Source organism: Christiangramia echinicola DSM 19838 (genome assembly GCF_000423065.1).
GTDB lineage: Bacteria > Bacteroidota > Bacteroidia > Flavobacteriales > Flavobacteriaceae > Christiangramia > Christiangramia echinicola.
In genome coordinates this window covers 13441-35783 of the sequence record NZ_AUHG01000011.1, presented here as the reverse complement: position 1 = coordinate 35783, position 22343 = coordinate 13441, and the positions used below count along the sequence as shown (strand labels likewise).

Annotated in this window: 20 protein-coding genes; 9 read left to right on the top strand and 11 right to left on the bottom strand. The window is 37.9% G+C overall.

All coding sequences use genetic code 11. The annotated features are described in order from the left end of the window. Window positions 1–58: 58 nt before the first annotated feature. From G530_RS0105145 to G530_RS0105135, 3 genes are all read left to right on the top strand, one after another. A complete protein-coding gene (locus tag G530_RS0105145) occupies window positions 59–2089 on the top strand; it encodes a M3 family metallopeptidase (protein ID WP_026933517.1) in 2031 nt (676 codons plus the stop codon). 97 nt (window positions 2090–2186) lie between these two features. Then, complete coding sequence (locus tag G530_RS0105140; RefSeq protein WP_026933516.1) at window positions 2187–2738, top strand: sigma-70 family RNA polymerase sigma factor; 552 nt, start codon at window positions 2187–2189, stop codon at window positions 2736–2738. A 2-nt stretch (window positions 2739–2740) separates the two neighbouring features. Beyond that, window positions 2741–3007, top strand: a complete 267-nt coding sequence (locus tag G530_RS0105135) for a hypothetical protein (RefSeq protein ID WP_026933515.1) — start codon at window positions 2741–2743, stop codon at window positions 3005–3007. Here G530_RS0105135 and G530_RS0105130 read toward each other — a convergent pair. Beyond that, window positions 2976–3815: a UbiA prenyltransferase family protein gene (locus G530_RS0105130; RefSeq protein ID WP_026933514.1), complete on the bottom strand. Its 840-nt coding sequence runs from the start codon at window positions 3813–3815 to the stop codon at window positions 2976–2978. The genes G530_RS0105135 and G530_RS0105130 overlap by 32 nt on opposite strands. A 134-nt stretch (window positions 3816–3949) precedes the next feature. Between G530_RS0105130 and gcvP the strand changes: the two genes are divergently transcribed. From gcvP to G530_RS0105110, 4 genes are all read left to right on the top strand, one after another. Further along, entirely contained in the window at window positions 3950–6799 is a 2850-nt protein-coding gene (gcvP, locus tag G530_RS0105125; RefSeq protein ID WP_026933513.1) for an aminomethyl-transferring glycine dehydrogenase, read from the top strand. Between the two features lie 126 nt (window positions 6800–6925). Continuing rightward, the gene (locus G530_RS0105120; protein ID WP_026933512.1) at window positions 6926–7984 is read left to right on the top strand and encodes a 3-oxoacyl-ACP synthase III family protein; all 1059 of its coding nucleotides are present in this window, start codon (window positions 6926–6928) and stop codon (window positions 7982–7984) included. A gap of 1 nt (window position 7985) precedes the next feature. Next, a complete protein-coding gene (locus G530_RS0105115; RefSeq protein WP_026933511.1) occupies window positions 7986–8507 on the top strand; it encodes a methyltransferase domain-containing protein in 522 nt (173 codons plus the stop codon). Window positions 8508–8547: 40 nt separating this feature from the next. Beyond that, entirely contained in the window at window positions 8548–9408 is an 861-nt protein-coding gene (locus G530_RS0105110) for a glycosyltransferase family 2 protein (protein ID WP_340139845.1), read from the top strand. 2 nt (window positions 9409–9410) lie between these two features. Here the strand turns inward: G530_RS0105110 and pafA are convergent, their stop codons facing one another. Then, complete coding sequence (gene pafA, locus G530_RS0105105) at window positions 9411–11042, bottom strand: alkaline phosphatase PafA (protein ID WP_026933509.1); 1632 nt, start codon at window positions 11040–11042, stop codon at window positions 9411–9413. 116 nt (window positions 11043–11158) lie between these two features. On the opposite strand from pafA, the gene G530_RS0105100 reads away from it, so the two are divergent. Further along, window positions 11159–11896, top strand: coding sequence for an MlaE family ABC transporter permease (locus tag G530_RS0105100; protein WP_026933508.1), 738 nt, complete (start codon window positions 11159–11161; stop codon window positions 11894–11896). A gap of 3 nt (window positions 11897–11899) precedes the next feature. Continuing rightward, a complete protein-coding gene (locus tag G530_RS0105095) occupies window positions 11900–12664 on the top strand; it encodes an ABC transporter ATP-binding protein (protein ID WP_026933507.1) in 765 nt (254 codons plus the stop codon). Here G530_RS0105095 and G530_RS0105090 read toward each other — a convergent pair whose 3' ends face one another. The 9 genes from G530_RS0105090 to porV all read right to left on the bottom strand — a co-directional run bounded on the left by G530_RS0105090 (window position 12665) and on the right by porV (window position 22044). After that, a complete protein-coding gene (locus G530_RS0105090) occupies window positions 12665–14098 on the bottom strand; it encodes a DUF389 domain-containing protein (RefSeq protein WP_026933506.1) in 1434 nt (477 codons plus the stop codon). A gap of 4 nt (window positions 14099–14102) precedes the next feature. Next, a complete protein-coding gene (locus G530_RS0105085; protein WP_026933505.1) occupies window positions 14103–15194 on the bottom strand; it encodes a mannose-1-phosphate guanylyltransferase in 1092 nt (363 codons plus the stop codon). Window positions 15195–15197: 3 nt separating this feature from the next. Next, window positions 15198–15797: a SprT-like domain-containing protein gene (locus G530_RS0105080; RefSeq protein ID WP_026933504.1), complete on the bottom strand. Its 600-nt coding sequence runs from the start codon at window positions 15795–15797 to the stop codon at window positions 15198–15200. Between the two features lie 3 nt (window positions 15798–15800). Next, complete coding sequence (locus G530_RS0105075) at window positions 15801–16484, bottom strand: SDR family NAD(P)-dependent oxidoreductase (protein WP_026933503.1); 684 nt, start codon at window positions 16482–16484, stop codon at window positions 15801–15803. Next, complete coding sequence (locus tag G530_RS0105070; RefSeq protein WP_026933502.1) at window positions 16484–17452, bottom strand: M20/M25/M40 family metallo-hydrolase; 969 nt, start codon at window positions 17450–17452, stop codon at window positions 16484–16486. The genes G530_RS0105075 and G530_RS0105070 overlap by 1 nt, the downstream gene beginning before the upstream one ends. Window positions 17453–17514: 62 nt before the next feature. Beyond that, entirely contained in the window at window positions 17515–19212 is a 1698-nt protein-coding gene (locus G530_RS0105065; RefSeq protein ID WP_026933501.1) for a pyruvate dehydrogenase complex dihydrolipoamide acetyltransferase, read from the bottom strand. A 3-nt stretch (window positions 19213–19215) separates the two neighbouring features. Beyond that, entirely contained in the window at window positions 19216–20217 is a 1002-nt protein-coding gene (gene pdhA / locus G530_RS0105060) for a pyruvate dehydrogenase (acetyl-transferring) E1 component subunit alpha (protein WP_026933500.1), read from the bottom strand. Between the two features lie 110 nt (window positions 20218–20327). Beyond that, entirely contained in the window at window positions 20328–20810 is a 483-nt protein-coding gene (gene cdd / locus G530_RS0105055) for a cytidine deaminase (RefSeq protein ID WP_026933499.1), read from the bottom strand. Window positions 20811–20892: 82 nt separating this feature from the next. Next, on the bottom strand, window positions 20893–22044 hold the full coding sequence (gene porV, locus G530_RS0105050) for a type IX secretion system outer membrane channel protein PorV (protein ID WP_026933498.1): 1152 nt from the start codon (window positions 22042–22044) through the stop codon (window positions 20893–20895). Window positions 22045–22343 lie beyond the last annotated feature (299 nt).

Genomic DNA, 22343 nt, shown 5'->3' with positions numbered 1-22343 from the left:
ATTGAATACCACATTTAAGCTAATATTTTTTACCAATAGCGTTAATTGAACTATTTATATGGATTCTGAAAATATACTATTATCACAATTTAAATATGCTCCATTCTCCAAAATTAAAACAGTAGACTATAAACCTGCTATTTTAGAAGCCGTGGAGCTGGCGAAAGAAGAAATTAAAGAAATTGTTTCATCTAAAGAGGTACCTACTTTTAAAAATACTATTGAGGCACTGGAATTCTCAGGGGAAAAACTTTATAGGGTAACCAGTATATTTTTCAATATAAATTCTGCCGAAACCAATGAAGAGATCCAAAAGATCGCGCAGGAAATTTCACCAGTACTTTCAGAGTTCAAGAATGATGTTATCCTTAATAAGGATCTCTTTAAAAGAATAAAGGACGTTTTTAGCACTAAAGAAACCCTGGATCTTACTAAGGAGCAGTCAACTCTTCTAGATAAAAAATATAAAGTCTTTACCAGAAACGGGGCTAATCTTCCTGATGAAAAACAAGATGAATTAAGGGAAATAGATAAACAACTATCAAAACTTAAGCTCAAATTTGGAGAAAATGTTCTTGCTGAAACAAACAGGTACGAACTCCAGATTACAGATGAAAGCAGATTGGATGGTTTACCTGAAAGCTTCAAAGATGAAGCCCGTTCTGTCGCGAAATCCAAGGATAAGGAAGGCTGGATTTTCACTTTAGAATATCCAAGTTACATCCCTTTTATGAAATATGCCGAAGACAGGGAATTACGAAAAGAGCTTGCTCTCGCCTTTGGCTCCAGAGGTTTTCATAACGATGAATTAGACAACCAAGACAATGTTCTTCAAATTGCAAAATTAAGATATAAAAGAGCTAAACTTCTAGGTTTTGAATCTCATGCGCATTTTGTACTGGAGGAAAGAATGGCCGAAACTCCGGAAAAAGTTGATTCTTTCTTAAATGAAATGCTGGAAAAAGCAAAACCAGCTGCTGAAAGAGAATTTAAAGAACTGGAGGATTTCGCAAAAGAGTTAGATAATATAGATCAACTTCAGAAATGGGATTCTGCCTATTATGCTGAAAAGCTTAAACAGAAATTATTCAATCTGGATGATGAAAAATTAAAACCCTACTTCAAATTAGAAAATGTAATTGATGGAGTTTTTACAATCGCCGGGAAATTATATGGCCTTAATTTTGAAGAAGTAAATAATATTGACAAATATCATCCTGATGTAAAAACCTTTGAAGTCACTAATGAATTCGGAGAGGATGTTGCATTATTCTATGCCGACTTCCATCCACGTCCAGGAAAACGTGATGGTGCATGGATGACTATCTATAAGCAGCAATATGTAAAAGATGGTAAAAATGAACGTCCGCATATTTCTATAGTTTGCAATTTCACTAAACCCACAGAAAAAGAACCTTCATTATTAACTTTTAATGAGGTTACCACTTTATTTCATGAATTTGGTCATGCCCTGCACGGAATGCTGGCAAATACAACCTATCCAAGTCTATCTGGAGCTAACGTTTATTGGGACTTTGTAGAGCTACCTAGTCAGGTTCTGGAAAACTGGTGCTATGAAAAAGAATCACTTCAGTTATTCGCAAAGCACTACAAGACTGGAGAAGCTATTCCGCAGGAATACATAGAAAAGATAAAAGAATCGGCTAATTTCCTTGAAGGAATTGCAACCTTAAGGCAGCTAAGCTTTGGAATGCTTGATCTTAGCTGGCATGGTATAGATCCAACTCCAATTGATGACGTTAAAGAACATGAAGTTGAAGCATTTAAAGCCACAAAACTTTACCCAGAGGTTGATTCCAATTGTATGAGCACGGCTTTCTCTCATATTTTCCAGGGAGGATATGCTGCAGGCTATTATTCCTATAAATGGGCTGAAGTTCTGGATGCAGACACCTTCGAATATTTTACCGAGCATGGTATCTTCAGTAAAGATATTGCAGATAAGTTCAGGGAAAATATACTTTCCAGGGGTGGAACAGAGCATCCTATGGAATTATATAAAAGATTCAGAGGCAAAGAACCTAAACCAGATGCATTGCTTAGAAGAGCAGGTTTGATCTCGAAATAGTTGAAAACAGGAATGGTATCAGGAAATCTTATCTTTTCTATAACTATTGATAGTCATTCTTTTGCTACTTTTGAGTAGAACAGACGAACTATACATCATGTCAGCCAACACCCTCGACCCTAATAAATGGGTCGATAGATATTCAGATTATCTTTTTAATTACACGATTGTTAGGGTTAATAATCGCGAGGTAGCTAATGATCTAATCTCAGAAACCTTCCTGGCAGCTTTAAAATCGGCTAAGAATTTCAAAGGTGAAGCAAGCGAAAGAACATGGTTGATTTCGATTCTTAAGAGAAAAATCATAGATTACTACCGCAAAATTAATTCACGTAAAGGTAAAGCGGAAGTCAAGCTTAACTATTCAGATGATTACAATGAGGGTGAGTGGCTTGAAGAACAGGTAGCAGATCAATTCGACCGAACAGCAGAGGATGAAATGGAAAATACTGAGCTTGGTCTTGCCATACTTGAATGCCTTGACAGCATAAATGAGAAACATGCTGAAATTTTCAAAAGAAAAACAATTGACGGTGCAGACACTGAAGCAATTTGTAATGAATTCAATATCACGCCGTCTAACCTTTGGGTTATTATACATAGGGCCAGAACCGCTCTGGCCGCTTGTTTAGAAAAAAACTGGTTCTAGTTATGAGTAAAAAAAGTAAGTTTTTTTTTATTGATTGTTCTGAAGCTGCAGATTGCTGCAACAAAGCACAGTATGAAGAGGCAAATTTCCTGGATAAGGCAAAATTGTATATTCACCTGATACTCTGCAAAACCTGCCGGAAATTCTCACAGAGAAATTCTAAACTCACAGATCTTCTAGATAAATCGAAAATTGAACCCTGCCCTGAGGAAAAAAAACAGCAATGGCGTGAAGAGATTAAAAAGGAATTTGCGGAAGAAAGAACCTGAACAATAGATACAACCCCAAGTACATAATTGGCAAGGCCTCTACCCAGAAAGAGGAGTAAAATCTTCCTTGCTTCATCCCGGAGCCCCACAAGAAAAACCCGGAAATTACCAGCATCATAAGTAGCGAAAGAAATTCTGTAGAATTAAATGATCTTTGAAAAAGATCTGCGCATAAAATTATAAATAACAGGACGCTCCCAAAGACTTTGGTCATGAAAACCCCAAGTTTTTGAGGTATGGTTCCTAGGTGTACATTATCATATTCAAGGTCTCTTATTTCAAAAGGAAGCGTTAGCACCACCACCAACATTAAACGTTGTAGAAAATCAACGATCAAATCTATTCCCAGGACCTTTTCAGAATTGATAAGTGGAATTATAACAGTGCTACCTGCCCAGACAACAGCAATAATAATGATTTTAATTCCCGGCAGACTTCTCAAATTCTTTTCTCCCCCAAATACAGGTAGCGCATAAAATAGAGTGAAAACGCCCATGATTCCAGTTGCAATTAATACGTTTATATCTAATTTTGATGCGAAAAATATCATTGCAACAAAACATAAAAGTGAAAAGATCTGGATGAGTCTTAAATTCGTGGCAAGGCTTAGATGATATAACTTTGCGATCCCGGCATATTTTACAAAATTATACCCTGTAATCGAGGCAAAAAAAATGAACAGGATCAAATTTTTATCGACCTCGAGATCGTGTTCGAATATACTAACCAAAGTAAAGGCAACCACTGCCAGAGAAACATGGATGCTACTATTTATATAGAGTTCAAAAGCATTTTTTAAATACTTCATCCTACGAAATTACGTATAAAATAATACAGATAATTTTTGCTATAAAAACTTAACAACTGTATAGTACTAAACTCTAAAAAAATAGATTGAAATTATGTATTTTCGCAGCACGAAAAACACAACTATCTATTTTAATGAGAACAGATTCTTTCGCATTACGTCATATAGGTCCTAAAGCAGAAAATCTACAGGAAATGCTGGACACTATAGGCGCTGAGTCTATAGACCAATTAATTTACGAAACCCTGCCAGATGATATACGCCTGGATAATCCTCTAAACCTTCCAAAGGCGATGAGCGAGAACCAATACGCTGAACATATCAAAAAGCTTTCTGAAAAGAATAAGGTTTACAAAACGTATATTGGTTTAGGTTACCACCAGGCAATTCTTCCTGCAGTAATTCAACGCAATATACTTGAAAACCCGGGTTGGTATACGGCATACACACCTTACCAGGCTGAAATAGCACAGGGTAGACTTGAAGCTCTATTGAATTTCCAAACTATGGTAAGCGACCTTACCGGCATGGAAATAGCGAATGCCTCTCTTTTAGATGAGTCTACAGCAGCTGCAGAGGCCATGGCCTTACTTCATGCAGTTCGTGACAGAAAGCAAAAGAAAGCTGATGTAAATAAATTCTTTGTTTCTCAACAGACCTTACCTCAAACTATTTCCTTAATGGAAACCAGGGCTAATTTCCTTGGAATTGATATGGTTGTAGGTGATCATGAAGAATTTGATTTTTCTGAAGAATATTTTGGAGCCTTAGTTCAGTATCCTGGTAAATTCGGACAGATTTTCGACTATTCTGAATTTGTTGAGAATTGCCATAAAGCAAATATCAAAACTGCTTTTGCCGCAGATATATTGAGTTTAGTAAAACTTCAAGCTCCAGGTGAATTAGGAGTAGACGTAGTTGTAGGTACTACACAAAGATTCGGTATTCCGTTAGGCTATGGTGGACCTCACGCTGCATTTTTCGCTACAAAAGAAGACTACAAGCGTAACCTTCCGGGAAGGATCATTGGAATCACTAAAGATCTTGACGGAAACAACGCCTTAAGAATGGCTCTCCAAACCAGAGAGCAACATATAAAAAGAGACAAGGCAACTTCAAATATCTGTACCGCTCAGGTATTACTTGCAGTTATGGCCGGAATGTATGCAGTTTATCACGGACCAAAGGGTCTGGAATATATTGCAAATATCGTACATGCATCTGCCGTTTCCCTGGAAGAAGAATTAAAGAAATTAGGATTCGAGCAATTGAATTCTGCTTATTTTGATACGATTCACGTAAAGGCTAAAGCTGCAAAATTAAAAGAGATCGCTGAAAAGCATGAGATCAATTTCTTTTATCCAGATGCAGATAGTGCCTGTATTTCTATAAACGAAACAACAACTACAGATGATCTTAATGCAATAGTTGCTGTTTTTGCTGAATTTGCTGAAAAGAAAAATTCAGAGGTCGAAACGCTTTCTGAAAGCACTGCGATCCCTGCAAATCTTGAAAGAAAGACAGAATTCTTAACGCATGAGGTTTTTAACCTGTATCATTCAGAAACTGAATTGATGCGTTATATCAAGAAACTGGAGCGTAAGGATCTTTCTCTGAATCATTCCATGATCTCTCTAGGTTCCTGTACCATGAAGTTGAATGCAGCTTCAGAAATGCTTCCATTAAGCAACCCGCAATGGGGTAACCTTCATCCATTTGTTCCTGTAGACCAGGCAGAAGGTTATCAAACGGTATTAAAAGAATTAGAACATCAATTAACTGAAATAACAGGTTTTTCTGCTACTTCCCTTCAACCGAATTCCGGTGCACAGGGAGAATATGCAGGACTAATGGTTATTCGCGCATATCACGAAGCTCAGGGCGAAGGACATAGAAATGTTTGCCTGATCCCTTCTTCGGCTCATGGTACCAACCCAGCTTCAGCTGTAATGGCTGGAATGAAGGTTGTCGTGACCAAGGCTTCTGAAAATGGAAATATCGATGTTGACGATCTTAGAGAAAAAGCTATAAAATACAAGGATAACCTTGCAGCATTGATGGTCACCTATCCATCTACCCACGGAGTTTTTGAATCCGCAATTCGTGAAGTAACGAACATCATTCATGAAAATGGTGGTCAGGTTTACATGGATGGCGCTAATATGAACGCTCAGGTTGGATTGACCAACCCTGGAAGAATTGGAGCAGATGTTTGTCACCTGAATCTTCATAAAACATTCGCGATCCCTCATGGAGGTGGTGGACCGGGAGTTGGACCAATTTGCGTTGCTGAACAGTTAAAACCATTTTTACCCGGAAACCCGGTCATTAAAACTGGAGGAGACCAGGCAATTGGAGCAATTTCATCTGCACCATGGGGATCTTCCTTAGTTTGTTTGATCTCTTATGGGTATATAAAAATGCTTGGAACCGGCGGACTTCAGAAGGCTACAGAATATGCGATCTTAAACGCAAACTATATAAAAGAGAGACTTAAAGGTCATTATAAAACTCTTTATTCAGGAGAAAGAGGACGTGCTGCTCATGAGATGATCATAGACTGCAGGCCTTTTAAAGAACAGGGAATAGAAGTTACAGATATCGCCAAAAGGCTTATCGATTATGGCTTCCATGCTCCTACCGTTTCTTTCCCGGTTGCCGGAACCATGATGATAGAACCAACAGAGAGTGAGAGTAAACCAGAACTGGACCGTTTCTGTGAAGCTTTGATATCTATAAGAAGAGAGATCGATGAATGTTCTACCGATGAACCTAACAACGTTCTAAAGAATGCTCCGCATACTATACATATGCTAACTTCAGACGAATGGAAGCTACCTTATTCAAGAGAAAAGGCTGCTTACCCATTAAGCCATTTGCATGATAATAAATTCTGGCCTAGTGTGAGAAGAGTTGATGAAGCTTTTGGTGACAGAAACCTGATGTGTACCTGTCCTCCCACTGAAGAATACGCTGAAGCATAGACCTTTCAATTGAACAAAATACAAACCTGTCAGTTGGCAGGTTTTTTTTCGACCAAAAATTTATATATTTTAATAGGCTATAACTAGTAATTATTTAAATTGTAACCTAAATTTTAAGAAAGTCAGATGAATTGTAAAATCACGGGAACTGGAAGCTACATACCAAATGTTATTACTAAAAACGCTGACTTTTATCAACATGAGTTTTATAACCTGGATGGTTCAAATTTCCCTCATGACAACGAAACTACGATTCGTAAGTTTAAAGCAATAACAGGGATAGAGGAAAGACGTTATCTAGACGAGAACCTAACGACCTCGGATATTGCGGTAATAGCAAGTCAAAAAGCTATTGAAAGTTCTGGAATAGATCCGGAAACCCTGGATTATATTATCGTTGCGCACAACTATGGAGACGTAAAATCAAATTCTATACAGAGTGATACAGTCCCAAGTTTAGCCACTAGAGTTAAGGCTCACCTAAGAATCAAAAATCCAAAATGCGTGGGGTACGACCTTCTTTTTGGTTGCCCGGGATGGATAGAAGGAATGATCCAGGCGAAAGCATTTATAAAGGCTGGTCTGGCTAAAAAATGCTTGATTATTGGCGCCGAAGCTCTTTCCCGAGTGGTAGATAAGCACGATAGAGATTCCATGATATTTTCAGATGGCGCCGGAGCTGTAATATTAGAGGCTACCGAAGGTGAATCCAGGATCCTATCTCATGAATCTGCAACATACTCTTTCCAGGAATCTGAATATATTTATTTCGGAAAATCAAATCATTCTACCGCTCCAGACGATATCAGGTATATCAAAATGCATGGTAGAAAGATCTACGAATTCGCCCTGGTAAATGTTCCGAACGCCATGAAAGAATGCCTGGAAAACAGTGGCAAATCTATTAAAGACCTGAAGAAAATCTTTATTCACCAGGCTAATGAAAAAATGGACGAGGCGATCATTAAACGTTTCTATAAATTACATGAAATGACACCACCAGAAAATGTGATGCCCATGACCATTCATGAATTAGGAAATAGTAGTGTTGCTACGGTACCTACCCTTTTCGATCTGGTACAAAGAGGAAAAATAGAAGACCAGAAACTTGAAAAAGGTGATATAATTATGTTCGCAAGTGTTGGAGCGGGAATGAACATCAATGCGATCACTTACCAGATCTAAAATGTACGAGAATAGCTTTCCTGAAAAAAGATATCAGAAAACTTTAGAATTTTTAAAAGAACTAGTCCCTCCGCCGGCCAGAGTACTGGATCTTGGAGTAGAGAATCCATTTTCTAAAATAATGAAAGAGAATGGCTATGAAGTAACTAATACTTCCGGGGAAGATCTTGACGAAGAATTCTCAGCAGTAAAAAATGATCAATACGATCTGGTTACTGCGTTTGAAATTTTCGAACATCTGCTTGCTCCTTATAATGTACTTAAAGAAATTAAAGCCGATAAGATCGTAGCGAGTGTTCCTCTTAAATTATGGTTTTCACCAGCCTATAGAAGCAAAACGGATAAATGGGATCGTCATTATCATGAATTTGAAGACTGGCAATTCGACTGGCTATTCGAAAAATCTGGTTGGAAAATCAAGAAAACTTTGAAATGGACCAATCCTGTTAATAAAGCTGGTATTCGTCCGATACTTCGAAAATTCACTCCGCGTTATTATGCGGTTTACGCTGAAAGAAACTAAGCTTCTTCTTCTAAAATTCTATCTTAGCAATTGATTGTAAATGAATTCTACCTTGAAGATAGATATTGTTATCCCAGCCCATAATGAGGCTAATTTTATAGCCCAAACCCTTGAATCCCTCGCTAACCAAACATTGCTCCCAAACAAACTGGTGATAGTAGATGACAGCTCTACCGACAATACTTCTGAAATTGTAGAAAAATACACTGCTCTATACCCATTTATGGAGCTAGTAAAGAACAATTCATCAACTGAGCATGCTCCCGGCAGTAAAGTGATCAATGCTTTTTATAAAGGATATTTTAAACTAAGTGATGATTATGACATCATATGTAAATTTGATGCAGACCTCATCTTTCCCAATAATTACCTCGAAAAAATAGCTGAACATTTTAAAAATGATCCCCAGGCCGGAATGGTTGGTGGCTTTTGCAGCATTCAAAGAAAGGAGAAATGGATACCTGAGAATCTAACCGGAAAAGACCATATTAGAGGTGCTCTTAAAGCCTACCGGAAACATTGTTTTATACAGATCGGAGAATTAAAACCTGCGATGGGTTGGGATACCGCAGATGAATTATTAGCGAGATTTCATGGATGGAAGGTGATAACTGACGATTCTTTGCTGGTTAAGCACCTTAGACCAACGGGAATGAATTATTTCGAACATTCCGGACGCAAACAGGGTGAGGCTTTCTACAGGTTAAGATATGGCACCTTGCTAAGTCTTATTGCTTCAGCAAAGCTGGCCGCAATGAAAGCAAATCCCTTCGCATTTCTACACTACATTTCTGGCTACTTTAATGCCAGAAATAAAAAACGACCTTTTCTGGTTTCTGAAGAAGAAGGTCGTTTTATTAGAAAATTACGCTGGGCGAATATTCGCAAAAAGATAGCTTAGGCTTAATCTTTCAGCATTATACTTAATGGCTTTCCGGTAGTTGCATTCGGAAAGGAGATTCCCAACATGGCAGAAATTGTAGGAGCAATATCCGGAATTTCAGAATGCTCAAATGTGCTTCCCTTCTTGATCCCTTTTCCGAAGAAGATCAAGGGTACATGGGTATCATAAGAAAATCCGCTTCCGTGTGTAGTTCCTTTCTCAGGGTAAACTATGTAACCTGGATCTGTTACAAAAACTATATCCCCACTTCGCTTCTGATTATAACCGTTCTGTATCGATCCACTTATACCGCTTGCATAACCAGCCGATACTAATTGATCCCTGGTGAAAACTTTAGAAATATTATCTTGTTGTAGCATGAAATGAGCAATTTTCGACTCCACATCTTCAGCCAAAAGCTTTTTTTGCTTCATTAGACCGTAGTTTAGAAAGATCTGGGAATTCGAAACATTTCGTATTAGGCTATCTACTTTAAATTCTTCTTTAGCAAAAGTTTCTAACTTGTCCCTGGCCTTTCCATCATCAAAATATCCCGACGGAATATTTTTTGACTTAAGATAGGCGGGCACATCTACTGCGCCATGATCTGAGGTAAGAAAAACAGTATATTGCCCCTCTCCTACTTCCTGGTCTAAATATTTAAGAACATCGGCTATCGCAAGATCAAGCCTAATATAAGTATCTTCAACCTCCTTAGAATTCACCCCAAAATTATGTCCAACATAATCTGTACTCGAGAAGCTTAGTGTAAGTACATCTGTAATTTCATCTTTACCTAATGATTCTCCTTTAATCGCTGCTTTTGCGAAATCGGCAGTTAGATCATTTCCAAAAGGCGTTGCTTTAATAATATCGAAATCTCCATTTTGCGGAGCTAATTTTTTCAGGTCATAAGGAAATGTTGCCGTTTCTTTACCATCATATCCAAACTCGAAATTGTTTTCATCGATTCCACTTTGAGCATAAGAATTAACATCCTTTACCGTATTCCAGGTTTTTAAATAAGACTTTGCTTTCCCTGAAGAATTAAAATCTTTCACCCACTTAGGCAGATCTTCCATATAAAAAGAACTTGAGATCCAGTGACCTTCTTCCTTTCCATGGAACCAATAGGCAGCGTTTGCCGTATGGCCCGCAGGAAGAATTGCTCCCCGATCTTTTAGAGCCACTCCAATGGTCTTTCCCTTCATTTGTGTATGCAGGCGGTTCTCATCTGCAAAAGTTGTAGAAAGCATTCTATGCGGTGACATCTCGCCGGCATAACTCTCTGTACCAACCGACTTAACAGAGGAATCTGACACGCAGTAAACAGGCTCTTCTTCGAATTTATTGTACCATCCATTCCCAATAATACCATGCGATGCAGGAGTCGTTCCCGTAAAAACAGATGCATGACCCGGTCCGGTATAGGTAGGGATATAATTAAAGTGATTATTTTTAAAAGTAAATCCGTTATTCACCATTCTTTTGAAACCATCATTTCCGAACTGATCCCAGAACCTGGTCAAATAATCATACCTCATCTGGTCTACAACGATTCCAACTACCAGTTTAGGCTTTTCATTTACAAGTTGAGCTTTTACTGGAGATAAAGCTAACAGTAAAGCAAAAGCTAAAAAATACCTTTTCATTAAAACAAAATTTTTAATCTGACCCAAAAATACTAAACTTCAAACGCTAAAGTTTAATTAAGCGTTAAATACTTTAGAGGGAAATTTTAGTATTTTAGCTTTTCAAAATTCAATTAATGACCTACCTGTACTCCATTGGGGAATATTTTTTAATGCTTAAGGGAGTTTTTGGCCGAATGACTAAAGCTTCGGTGCTAAGAAATCTCATTTTTAAAGAAATAAATGAATTGATAATGGGGTCATTAGGGATCGTAGCATTCCTTTCATTCTTTATTGGGGCTGTTGTTGCTATACAAACTGCACTGAATTTAAACAACCCTCTTATCCCAAAAACGCTGGTAGCATATGCAGCCCGACAATCTGTAATTCTGGAATTTGCACCAACGTTTATTTCCATTATTATGGCAGGAAAAGTTGGGTCTTTTATCACTTCCAGTATCGGTTCTATGCGAGTAACCGAACAGATCGATGCTTTGGAGGTAATGGGAATAAACTCTAAGAATTATTTGATATTCCCTAAGATCATCGCCATGTTCACATATCCATTTGTAATAGCTATTTCTATGTTTCTGGGAATCGCGGGAGCTTACACGGCAGCTGTATTAGGTGGGTTTGTTACTTCAGATCAATTTATGACAGGTTTACAGGATGATTTTAATCCTTTTCACCTGACCTATGCGTTTATAAAAACATTCCTTTTTGCCTTTATTTTATCTACTGTACCTGCCTACCATGGGTATTATATGAAAGGTGGTGCACTGGAAGTAGGTGAGGCTTCAACAACCTCCTTCGTCTGGACCAGTGTGGTTTTAATTGTAACTAATTATGCGGTTACTCAACTCTTATTAAGTTAAAGAATGATACAGGTAAAAAATCTACATAAAGCTTTTAACGACCAGGAAGTTCTTAAAGGTATCGACTATACCTTTGAAAGAGGAAAAACCAATTTAATCATTGGCCAATCTGGATCTGGGAAAAGTGTCTTTTTAAAGTGTATGCTAGGCCTATTTAAAGCTGATAAAGGGACTATTGAATATGATGGTAAACCCTACTCTACATTCTCTGATGAAGAGCAACGAGAGCTAAGAACAGAAATGGGAATGCTTTTCCAGGGTGGTGCGCTGTTCGATTCCATGACGGTTGAAGAAAATGTAATGTTCCCTTTAAAAATGTTCACCAGACAGAAGAAAAGCGATATGATCTCCAGGGTTCATGAGGTGCTGGAAAGAGTAAACCTTGAAGGAACTGGAGATAAAATGCCTTCAGAAATTAGTGGTGGAATGCAGAAAAGGGTCGCCATTGCCAGGGCGATCGTAAATAAACCAAAGTATCTATTTTGTGATGAGCCTAACTCAGGACTGGATCCACAGACCGCTACGGTAATAGATAATCTTATCCAGGAACTTACTCATGAAAATGACATTACTACAGTTCTAATTACTCACGATATGAACTCTGTACTGGAGATTGGTGAACGCATTGCGTTTTTGAAAGAAGGAGTTCTCGCCTGGAAAGGCACAAAAGACGAAATATTCAGAACTGAAGATCAAACAGTTACAGAATTCGTTTATTCTTCCAATTTATTTCAGAAAGTAAGAAAAGCTCAGCAACAAGGCCTTTAATCAACGCACATTTTTAATAGAAAGTGTATCTAGATTTAATCTAACCTTCATCCACTTCTGAAATTTATCCTGCTCTGCAGCTAATTCTGAATTTCTCAATTTGGAGTTCCAGGTTACAGTAAATGTTGGAATGGTATCCTGCTTTTGAAAATTAGTAGTTATAAGGTTAGAATATCCTATCTCTTCGATATTTTCATAATTAATCTTGGCTTCCCGGCTAAGATTAGAAAATGAAAAAGCATCTCCCCTGTATTTGGAAAGTTCAGATTCAAGTAAGTTTATCCTTTTATCTTTATCGGCAAGGACCTCCTGATTCTTTACATATAGATCTTCAAGAATCCCACTTCTAAGTTCGGTAGACAACCTGTTTATATCCTGTGTTTGATCATTGCCCTGGTGAATAACTAATTCAGATTGCTTAAGCGCTTCAATTTCACCCATGCGTTCTTGCCAGGTTGCGATTGTAGCCAGAGGAACGGTGTTCCCTATCATATAAACATCAATAGTCTTTTCTTTAAAATCACTATCGTATTTTAATGTTTCAGCTCCGGTATATCTTACTGTATTTTCGATAAATTCTACAGCCTTACTTTGAAAGACCTGCTCCCGGAGGAGTTTCACGAAAAGGATCACACTGGGTATCATTACTATTATCGCAACTGTAGAAGCTATTTGTGCGGTACGCTTTCTTCTTTTACTGTTCGCATACTTTACAAGCGGAAAACCAAGTAATTTACATACAACAAAAGTAGATAAAGCAATAAAAACCGCATTAATCGAAAAGAGATATATGGCACCTAAGGAAAATTGCCATTTAGCATTTGCCAATCCATATCCAACAGTACATAAAGGGGGCATAAGAGCTGTAGCAATAGCAACCCCAAGAATTACACTTGCAATAGTACCTTTCTTAGTTTTTGCTACAATCAATGCTAACCCACCAAATATTGCAACTAAAACATCCAGGATCGTTGGATAGGTTCTGGCCACCAGCTCTGGTGTTTCATTTTTTACCGGTGAAATAAAGAAATAAATGGTTGCAGTAAGCACACTTAACCCCACCATTATCCCAAGGTTTACAAAGGAACGCTTCAAGGTATCCACATCATTTATAGCCACAGACATTCCTACACCCACAATTGGCCCCATTAAAGGAGATATAAGCATGGCTCCAATTACTACTGCTGTACTACTAACGTTTAATCCTATAGAAGCCACAAAAATAGAAAAGATAAGGATCCAGGCATTATGTCCTTTAAATGATATATCCTTTTGAACCGCCTCTACCGTAGACTCTCTGTCTGTATCCTCGCGGATATCCAGCAATCTACTCAAGAAAGTTCTGGCTTTCTTCTGAATTTCTATTGCATCCTCACGAAGGTTCTCCCCGCCTGAACTCTTAGAACTGGTCTCTGTATTTTCTGTATTTGCCATTTTATTAACCTAGATCTTCTCCAAAATCCTTCATCACCTTCTCACGTATATGTTTTATCTCCTGTTCCTCAGATTTTGGGACTATCATTAAGACATCTTTATCTTCTACCACAATGTAATCTGAAAGACCCTTTAAAACTACTATCTTTTTATTATATGTAGAAATAATATTATCCTCAGCATCTTCAACAACCAACCTTGAATTCACCGCCGTATTTCCTTTTTCATCCTGAGGCAACTCACTTTGTACCGATGACCAGGTTCCCAGATCACTCCAGTGGTATTTCACAGGAATCACATAAACCGAATCTGATTTTTCCATAATACCATAGTCTATGGAAATATTAGATGCCTGCCCATAATGAGTTTCAAGGAATTCATCTTCGGCCTTGGTATTCCAGATATCCTTTCCTTTCTCAAAAAGTCTGAACATCTCAGGTTGATATTCTTCGAAAGCTTTAATAATGAAACTGGCCTTCCAAATGAATATACCGGCATTCCAGACATAATTACCTTCCTCAATAAACTTTTTAGCTTTTTTCTCCCCAGGCTTCTCAGTGAAACGTGCTACCTTTTTAACCACTTCTCCGTCGTCCTTGTCGTATTTTATATAACCGTATCCAGTATTGGGATAAGTTGGCTCAATTCCCAGGGTGATAAGTTGATCATTATCCTGAGCACTATCTAAAGCAAGCTGAATTGACTCTATAAAATCGTCTTCCTCCTTAATCCAATGATCACTTGGCGCGATCACTGTAAGTGCCTTAGGATTCTTTTTATAAATCTTTAAAGCTCCCAGCAATATACTTGGGGCAGTATTGCGCATTTCCGGCTCAGGAACTATCTGCTCATCTTTTATATGCGGAATTTGATCTTTGATCATTTCCACATATTTCTTGTTAGTAAGAACGTAAATATTCTCTACTGGTATTAACCTGGATAATCTTTTAAAAGTAGTTTGAAAAAGCGTTTCTCCAACCCCCAGAACATCTATAAATTGCTTGGGATTGGATGCCTTGCTCGAAGGCCAGAACCTTGAGCCAACTCCTCCAGCCATTAAGATGGCATAATAATTATCCTTGTTTGATCCAGTCATATTTTAAACCTTAATTAAATGTACTTCAGCATTAGGCTGAAAAAGATAAATTCTTCCGGTATCCATTTCCATACATTCATATCTCTTGATCTTTCTGGGGCCTTTTTTAAAGGTTTTCCCATTATGGATCTTGAACAAGCTCCCGGCAGGAATTTCAAAAATATAGCTCTTATCATTTTCAGGGTCGAAAGATTTAAGAGCTACAGATAGTTTAGCATCTGTATCACTACTCGCCTTTGGATTTCTGAAGTGATTTGCTATCACAGGAAGCAGGGAATTGGGGAAAATTTCCGGTCTTATAAAAGGTAACATCAAACTTCTAAAGCAATGCTTCCATTCTGCTCCGTGCGGCTTAATACTCCTCCCATATTTTTCAAAAGCTATAAGATGGGCAATCTCATGTATGCTGGTGATCAAAAACCTATATTTATTCAGATTTGCATTGATCGTAATTTGTTGAGACCCATCGGGCATTCTTCTGTAATCACCATGACGGGTAACCCGTTCATTAACGATTTTAAGATGAACCCCATTCATTTTAATAAGTTCTGAAACAGGTACAACTGCATTCTCTGGTAAATATTTAGAAAGGATCTCTCTCATTCTTTATGGTGTACTATTAGACACCTGCATTATTTTACCATTATAGAGCTTATGCCCCGTTAAACTAAATTCAGCAATATATTGCGCCATTTCCTTTGCCGAAACCGGCGCCTCATATCCTGGAAAAGCTTCTTCCAGCATTTCTGTCTGTACTGCTCCTAGCGCTAAAGCATTGAATGAAGGTCCGGTTTCTTTATATTCTTCAGCAAGTAATTCGGTAAGCGTTAATAATGCACCTTTACTACTGCTATATGCCGCAAGTCCCGGAAACTTCATACTCCCCTGAATCCCACCCATGCTACTTATATTTACAACATGAGATCCTTTATGCATAAAAGGAAGTAATTTCCTGGTCACTTCTGCCACTCCAAAAACATTTACCTTATATACCTCGCTAAAATCTTCCCAGGTTGAATCTGAAAATGGTTTATTTAGAAGTGCCCCGGCATTATTAATAAGTACATCTACTTTAGAACCCCATTCATGAGTAATAAAACTTTCAGCCTTTAAATGACTGTCTTCACTAGTAATATCAAATGAAAATGCTTTTACGTTTTCTAAATTCTTTTCCTTAACAGGTTTCTCATCCCGGGAAAGGGCTAAAACATTATGTCCCATCCCGGCAAATATTGCAACCATTTCAAAACCAATTCCTCTACTTGTACCAGTAATAACTATATTCTTCATTATTCAGTCATTTTAATTTCCTTCTCAGCTGTATTAGACATTTTATGCAAACCAGGGATAAGATTTTCAATTAAAGAAGCCATATGGCCTGCATCTAAAAATTCAGCTTCATCATCTACATGATGGTAATAAGGATAGTTAGAGAAATCGAAAGTACAAATCGTTTGAGAAGGCACTTTGAATTCCTTATAAAAAGGGTAATTATCACTACGCTTAAAAAGATTCATTTGACCCGCCTGAGGCAAAAAGCCTAATACTTTATCTCCAGCTGAATATTCGTTGAATTTTTCAGCCAGATTAGATCTTTCAAAACCTGTGATATAAGCCTGATAATCTTTCGCTTTCATAGGCACACCTATCATCTCTAAATTGATCATTGTATAAAGATCGACACCTTCCATTTTCAATTTTCCAGCAAGATGCTCAGAACCTTTCAAGCCCATCTCCTCACCAGAAAATAAAGCAAATATGATACTTCTCTTATTAGCGCCAATTTCAGCTAAATGCTTTGCAAGGTGCATAACCCCAACCGTCCCGGCTGCATTATCATTAGCTCCATTCGCGATCACGTCGCCATCTACTTCTTTACCGTGACCAATGTGATCATAGTGAGCACCAATCAGGATATATTCATCTTTAAGATCTTCATCTGTACCTTTTAGAAGACCAACAACATTAAAAGCTTTCTTTTCACCTATCGTATAATTATCTCTATAAGTTTCAAAGTAAGGTTTGATCCCGAGATCTGAAAAATGTTTTTCTATATAAACTGCAGCTTTTTCAATTCCTTCAGACCCGGTATTTCTTCCTGCTAATTCATCTGATGATAGATAATTTAGATCTTCCTGAACCTCAGCGACAGAAACCTCAATAGATCTATCTAAAGTAGACTGAGCAAATCCCACCTGAACTAAAAAGAGCATTATAGTAAATACCGCGATACCTGATATTGATGTATGTTTTCTCATACTGCTAAAGATAAAAAAATCCCGCGATTAAGCGGGATTCAAAATATTATTCAAAGCTTGAATTAAGCCAGCATGGTAACCGGATTTTCAAGATAAGTTTTTAAAGTTTGCAGGAAGGCTGCTCCAGTCGCACCATCTACTGTTCTATGGTCGCAGGCAAGAGTAAGCTTCATAGTATTTCCAACTACAATTTCTCCATTCTTAACAACCGGCTTTTCCACAATAGTTCCTACTGAAAGGATTGCTGAGTTTGGCTGATTGATGATACTTGTAAATTCTACAATTCCGAACATTCCCAGGTTAGAAACAGTAAAAGTACTTCCTTCCATTTCGGCCGGCTGTATCTTTTTGTTTCTCGCTTTACCAGCAAGATCTTTTACGTTTCCTCCAATTTGAGTTAATGACATCTGGTCTGCAAACTTTAGTACAGGAACCACAAGACCTTCTTCTACCGCTACCGCAACTCCCATATGGATATGCTTTGCAATTTTCGTAGTATCTCCTGTCCACTGACTATTTACCTGCGGATGTTTTCTTAGTGCCATTGCCGAAGCTTTGATCACCATATCGTTGAAAGATACCTTAACATCTGGCATTTCATTAATATGCTTTCTCGAAGACATTGCATTTGCCATATCCACCTCTATAGTAAGATAGTAATGCGGAGCAGTAAATTTAGACTCTCCAAGACGCTTGGCAATCACCTTACGCATTTGAGAATTCTTACGGTCCTCAAAACTTTCTTCTCCTGCCGGAGTGTAAGGCTGAACTGATGCTGTAGTCTTTTCATCAGAATCTGCTTTCGCTTCAACCGGCTTATCGGACTCTTTAAAGTTCTCTATATCCTTCTTTACAATCCTTCCATTTTCACCAGATCCTTTTACATTAGAAAGATCGATGCCTTTATCTTCGGCCATTTTCTTAGCTAAAGGAGAAGCAAAAATTCGGCCTCCATCTTTAGTTTCAGTTTGAGACTTAGATTCCTTTTTATCTTTTGAATCTTCCTCTGTAGATTTATCTTCAGATTTAGATTCAGATTTTTTAGACTTTTTAGATCCACCACCAGAAGTTCCAATTTTAGAAACATCGGTTCCTTCAGGCCCTATAATAGCCAAAAGACTATCTACTTTTGCAGATTCACCTTCCTGAATTCCAATTTTCAAAAGAGTTCCTTCGTAGAAAGATTCGAATTCCATTGTGGCTTTATCGGTCTCGATCTCAGCCAGGATATCTCCTTCTTCTACTTTATCTCCTTCTTGCTTAAGCCATGCAGCCACAGTACCTTCTTCCATGGTGTCACTTAAACGAGGCATATTTATAATTTCTACGCCTTCAGGAACATCTCCTTCTTCTGAATCTTCAGAGTCATCACCTTCCTCATCAGAATCATCTCCCTCATCATCAGATTCTGAATCGTCTTTAGAATCCTTTTCTTCAGACTTATCTTCTTTCTTTTTATCTTCTTTCTTATCATCAGCATCATCACTTCCGCCTCCATTAATAAGATCTGAAATATCTTCTCCTTCTTCACCAATGATCGCAAGTAATTCGTCTACCGGTGCTCCATCACCCTCTTCAACACCAATATGAAGCAAAGTACCTTCATAAAACGATTCGAATTCCATCGTGGCTTTATCAGTTTCGATTTCAGCCAGAATATCTCCTTCTTCTACTTTATCTCCTTTTTGTTTCAGCCACTTTGCAACGGTACCTTCTTCCATAGTATCGCTAAGTCGCGGCATTTTGATAACCTCTGCCATAATCTAGTCTAATTTATGTGATAGAAACGGATAATCCTCCTGTTCGTAAACAACGTCATACATAATATTCTTGTCTGGGAAATCAGATTCATCTGCGAATTTCTCACATTCTGAAACTTTATCCTTAACGCGTTTATCGATTTCTTTGATCTCTTTATCTGAAGCGTATTTCTTCTCCTTAATTATATCACGAACTTTAGCAATAGGATCCAGTTTCTGATAATCAGCAACCTCATCCTTAGTTCTGTATTTTTGAGCATCACTCATAGAGTGACCACGGTAACGATATGTCTTTAATTCAAGGAATGTAGGTCCATTTCCTTTTCTTGCTCTGGTGATCGCCTCGTCAAGTGCCTCAGCAACTTTAACAGGATCCATTGCATCTACAGGCCCACATGGCATTTCATAACCATTACCAAGTTTCCATATCTCTGTATCTTTAGAGGTACGCGCAACAGAAGTTCCCATTGCATATCCATTATTCTCTACACAGAAAACTACTGGAAGGTTCCAGTTCACCGCCATATTAAGCGTTTCATGAAGAGCACCCTGTCTAACAGCACCATCACCCATAAAAGTTAAGGTAACGTTGTCTCGTTTATGGTATTTATCTGCAAATGCAAGCCCGGCACCTAGTGGAATTTGACCACCAACGATTCCGTGACCTCCATAAAATCTTTGTTCTTTAGCGAAGATGTGCATGGAACCACCAAGCCCCATTGAGGTCCCGGTTTTCTTACCATAAAGTTCTGCCATCACTTTTTTAGGATCTACACCCATACCGATTGGCTGAACGTGATTTCGATATGCGGTGATCATACGATCTTTTTCAAGATCCATTGCATGAAGTGCTCCCGCCAAAATAGCTTCCTGCCCGTTATATAAATGTAAAAATCCTCTAACTTTTTGTTGAATATAAACCTGCGCAAGCTTATCTTCGAATTTACGCCAGAACAACATATCCTCGTACCACTTTAAGTATGTGGCTTTTGTAATTTTCTTCATCTAAAATTTATATTTAAAGGCCAGACAGATTGGTTTTGCCAAGCGGATAACAAAAATACTATTTTCGATAAGAAACGAAAACAGTTTTCAAGCAAAAAATAACGAAAACCTTATAGGCAGGTACTATCGAAAACTAAAGGCAGTAAATCCTTGACCGAATCGGCTTTTACAACTTTGCCGGTTTCGCCCATAAAGTATAGCTCTATAGGATCTTCCTGTTTTACTTCATACTCCACTAATGCCTGTCTACAAGCACCACAAGGCGGTACCGGAGAAACAACTTTATGTCTCATTGATTTTGCTGAAATGGCGATTCTAAGAATTCTGGCTTCCGGAAATTTTGCGCCGGCGTAGTAAACCGCAGTTCTTTCAGCACAAAGTCCAGATGGATAAGATGCATTTTCCTGATTGCTCCCCACGACAATCTCTTCATTCTCCAAATAAATTGCGGCTCCAACTTTAAAATTGGAGTAGGGAGCATAAGCTGCATCTCTAACTTCAATAGCTTTTTGCATAAGATCCTGAACATCCTGCGGGACCTCATCTATAGAATCATAAACTTCCAAACGGGAAGTAATAGTAAGTGGCTTCATATTAAATTATTGGGAAGACAAGGTAATGGAAACCTAAGCAGTTTCCAGTTTTAATAAGATAGTTTTAAGAATAATTGAATTTCTAATTGTTGAAGCTATCTCCAAAATTATAACTCAACCCAAACCTAAGTGTTCCTTCTAAAGGACTTGGAACAGAAGATGTGGAAAATAGGTAGGAAGCATCAATTACAATAGATTCATAAGCAAAACCGGCTCCTAAAGAAAAGAATCTTCTGAATCCTTTTTCTTCACTTTCATTAAAGTAACCCAATCTCAAAGCAAATTTTTCCTGATACCAGTACTCGGCACCAATTGCCATTGTTACTTCCTTCAACTCTTCTGAAAATCCATCTGGAGCATCTCCGAGAGATTTAAAAACACCTTCTATAGATCCAATTTCATTATACTCTTCATCATCCTCTCCGTCTATATCGCCATCACCATCAAAATCTTGTGGAGTTGGAACCAGTAATTTATTAAATTCGACATATGTGCCTAGACGGTTCTGTGTATCAAATATAAAATCAAATCCAGCTCCTAATTTAAGATTGGTAGGAATAAAGTTTTCCTGCCCGGCATCATCATATTTCATTTTCGGGCCTATATTAGCAATATTCGCTCCTAATCTCCACTGCGCATCAAACCCACTAAAAGTTAATTGCTCCCCTTCATAATATGCGGCAACATCTACTCCAAAAGTAGAAGCGGCACCAAGATCCTCATTGTCTTGCAAACCAAGATCAGATCTTAAATATCTTCCGGCAACCGCCATGGAAAAGGTTTCACTTAATTTCAATGCATAAGAGACATCGAAGGTCATCTCATTAGGATTCACCAAAATAGGACTCTCTTCAAAACTCCCCCTAGTCTCTATAGACCCAAGACTGAAATATCTTAAACTTGTTGAAACAGCACTACGATCATTTAACTTATGAGAATAATTTATACTCCCAAGAAATATATCATTAACGATTTCAGACAGATAAGGTGTATATGTTACGGCGACGCCATTTTCTCTCGTAGCAAATGCATATTTAGCCGGATTCCACTGTTGGGAAAAAACATCTGGCGAAGTTGCAACACCCTGATCACCCATTCCAGCCGCCCTGGCATCTGCAGCTACTAATAGAAATGGAACAGCAGTAGTTATAACTCTATCTCTGTCGTTTTGCGCAAAACCTGAGAAATCGGCAAATAAAACTGCCGCAATCAAAAAGAATGTAATTTTTTTCATCATAGTAGTTAATGATAAACAAATATATAGTAATATTCCTGTTAAGAAAGACCAGATGGTCGAAAAAGCTTTCTTAGCCGGTATAACCACATTAAAATTAAGACGTTGAATTTGTAAGGGTTAATGAATATAACTCAAAATAATTGAAATTATTGCAAGCTTCGGTCAAGAGACAATTAAAATCGACAACCTTTAAAATTACAGGACAATTTTTCTTTTTTTTGTGCGTTTATTAATCCCAGAAATTTTCAAACTTAAAACCCTAAAAATAAACCGAATATAAATCAATCATAGGTCAT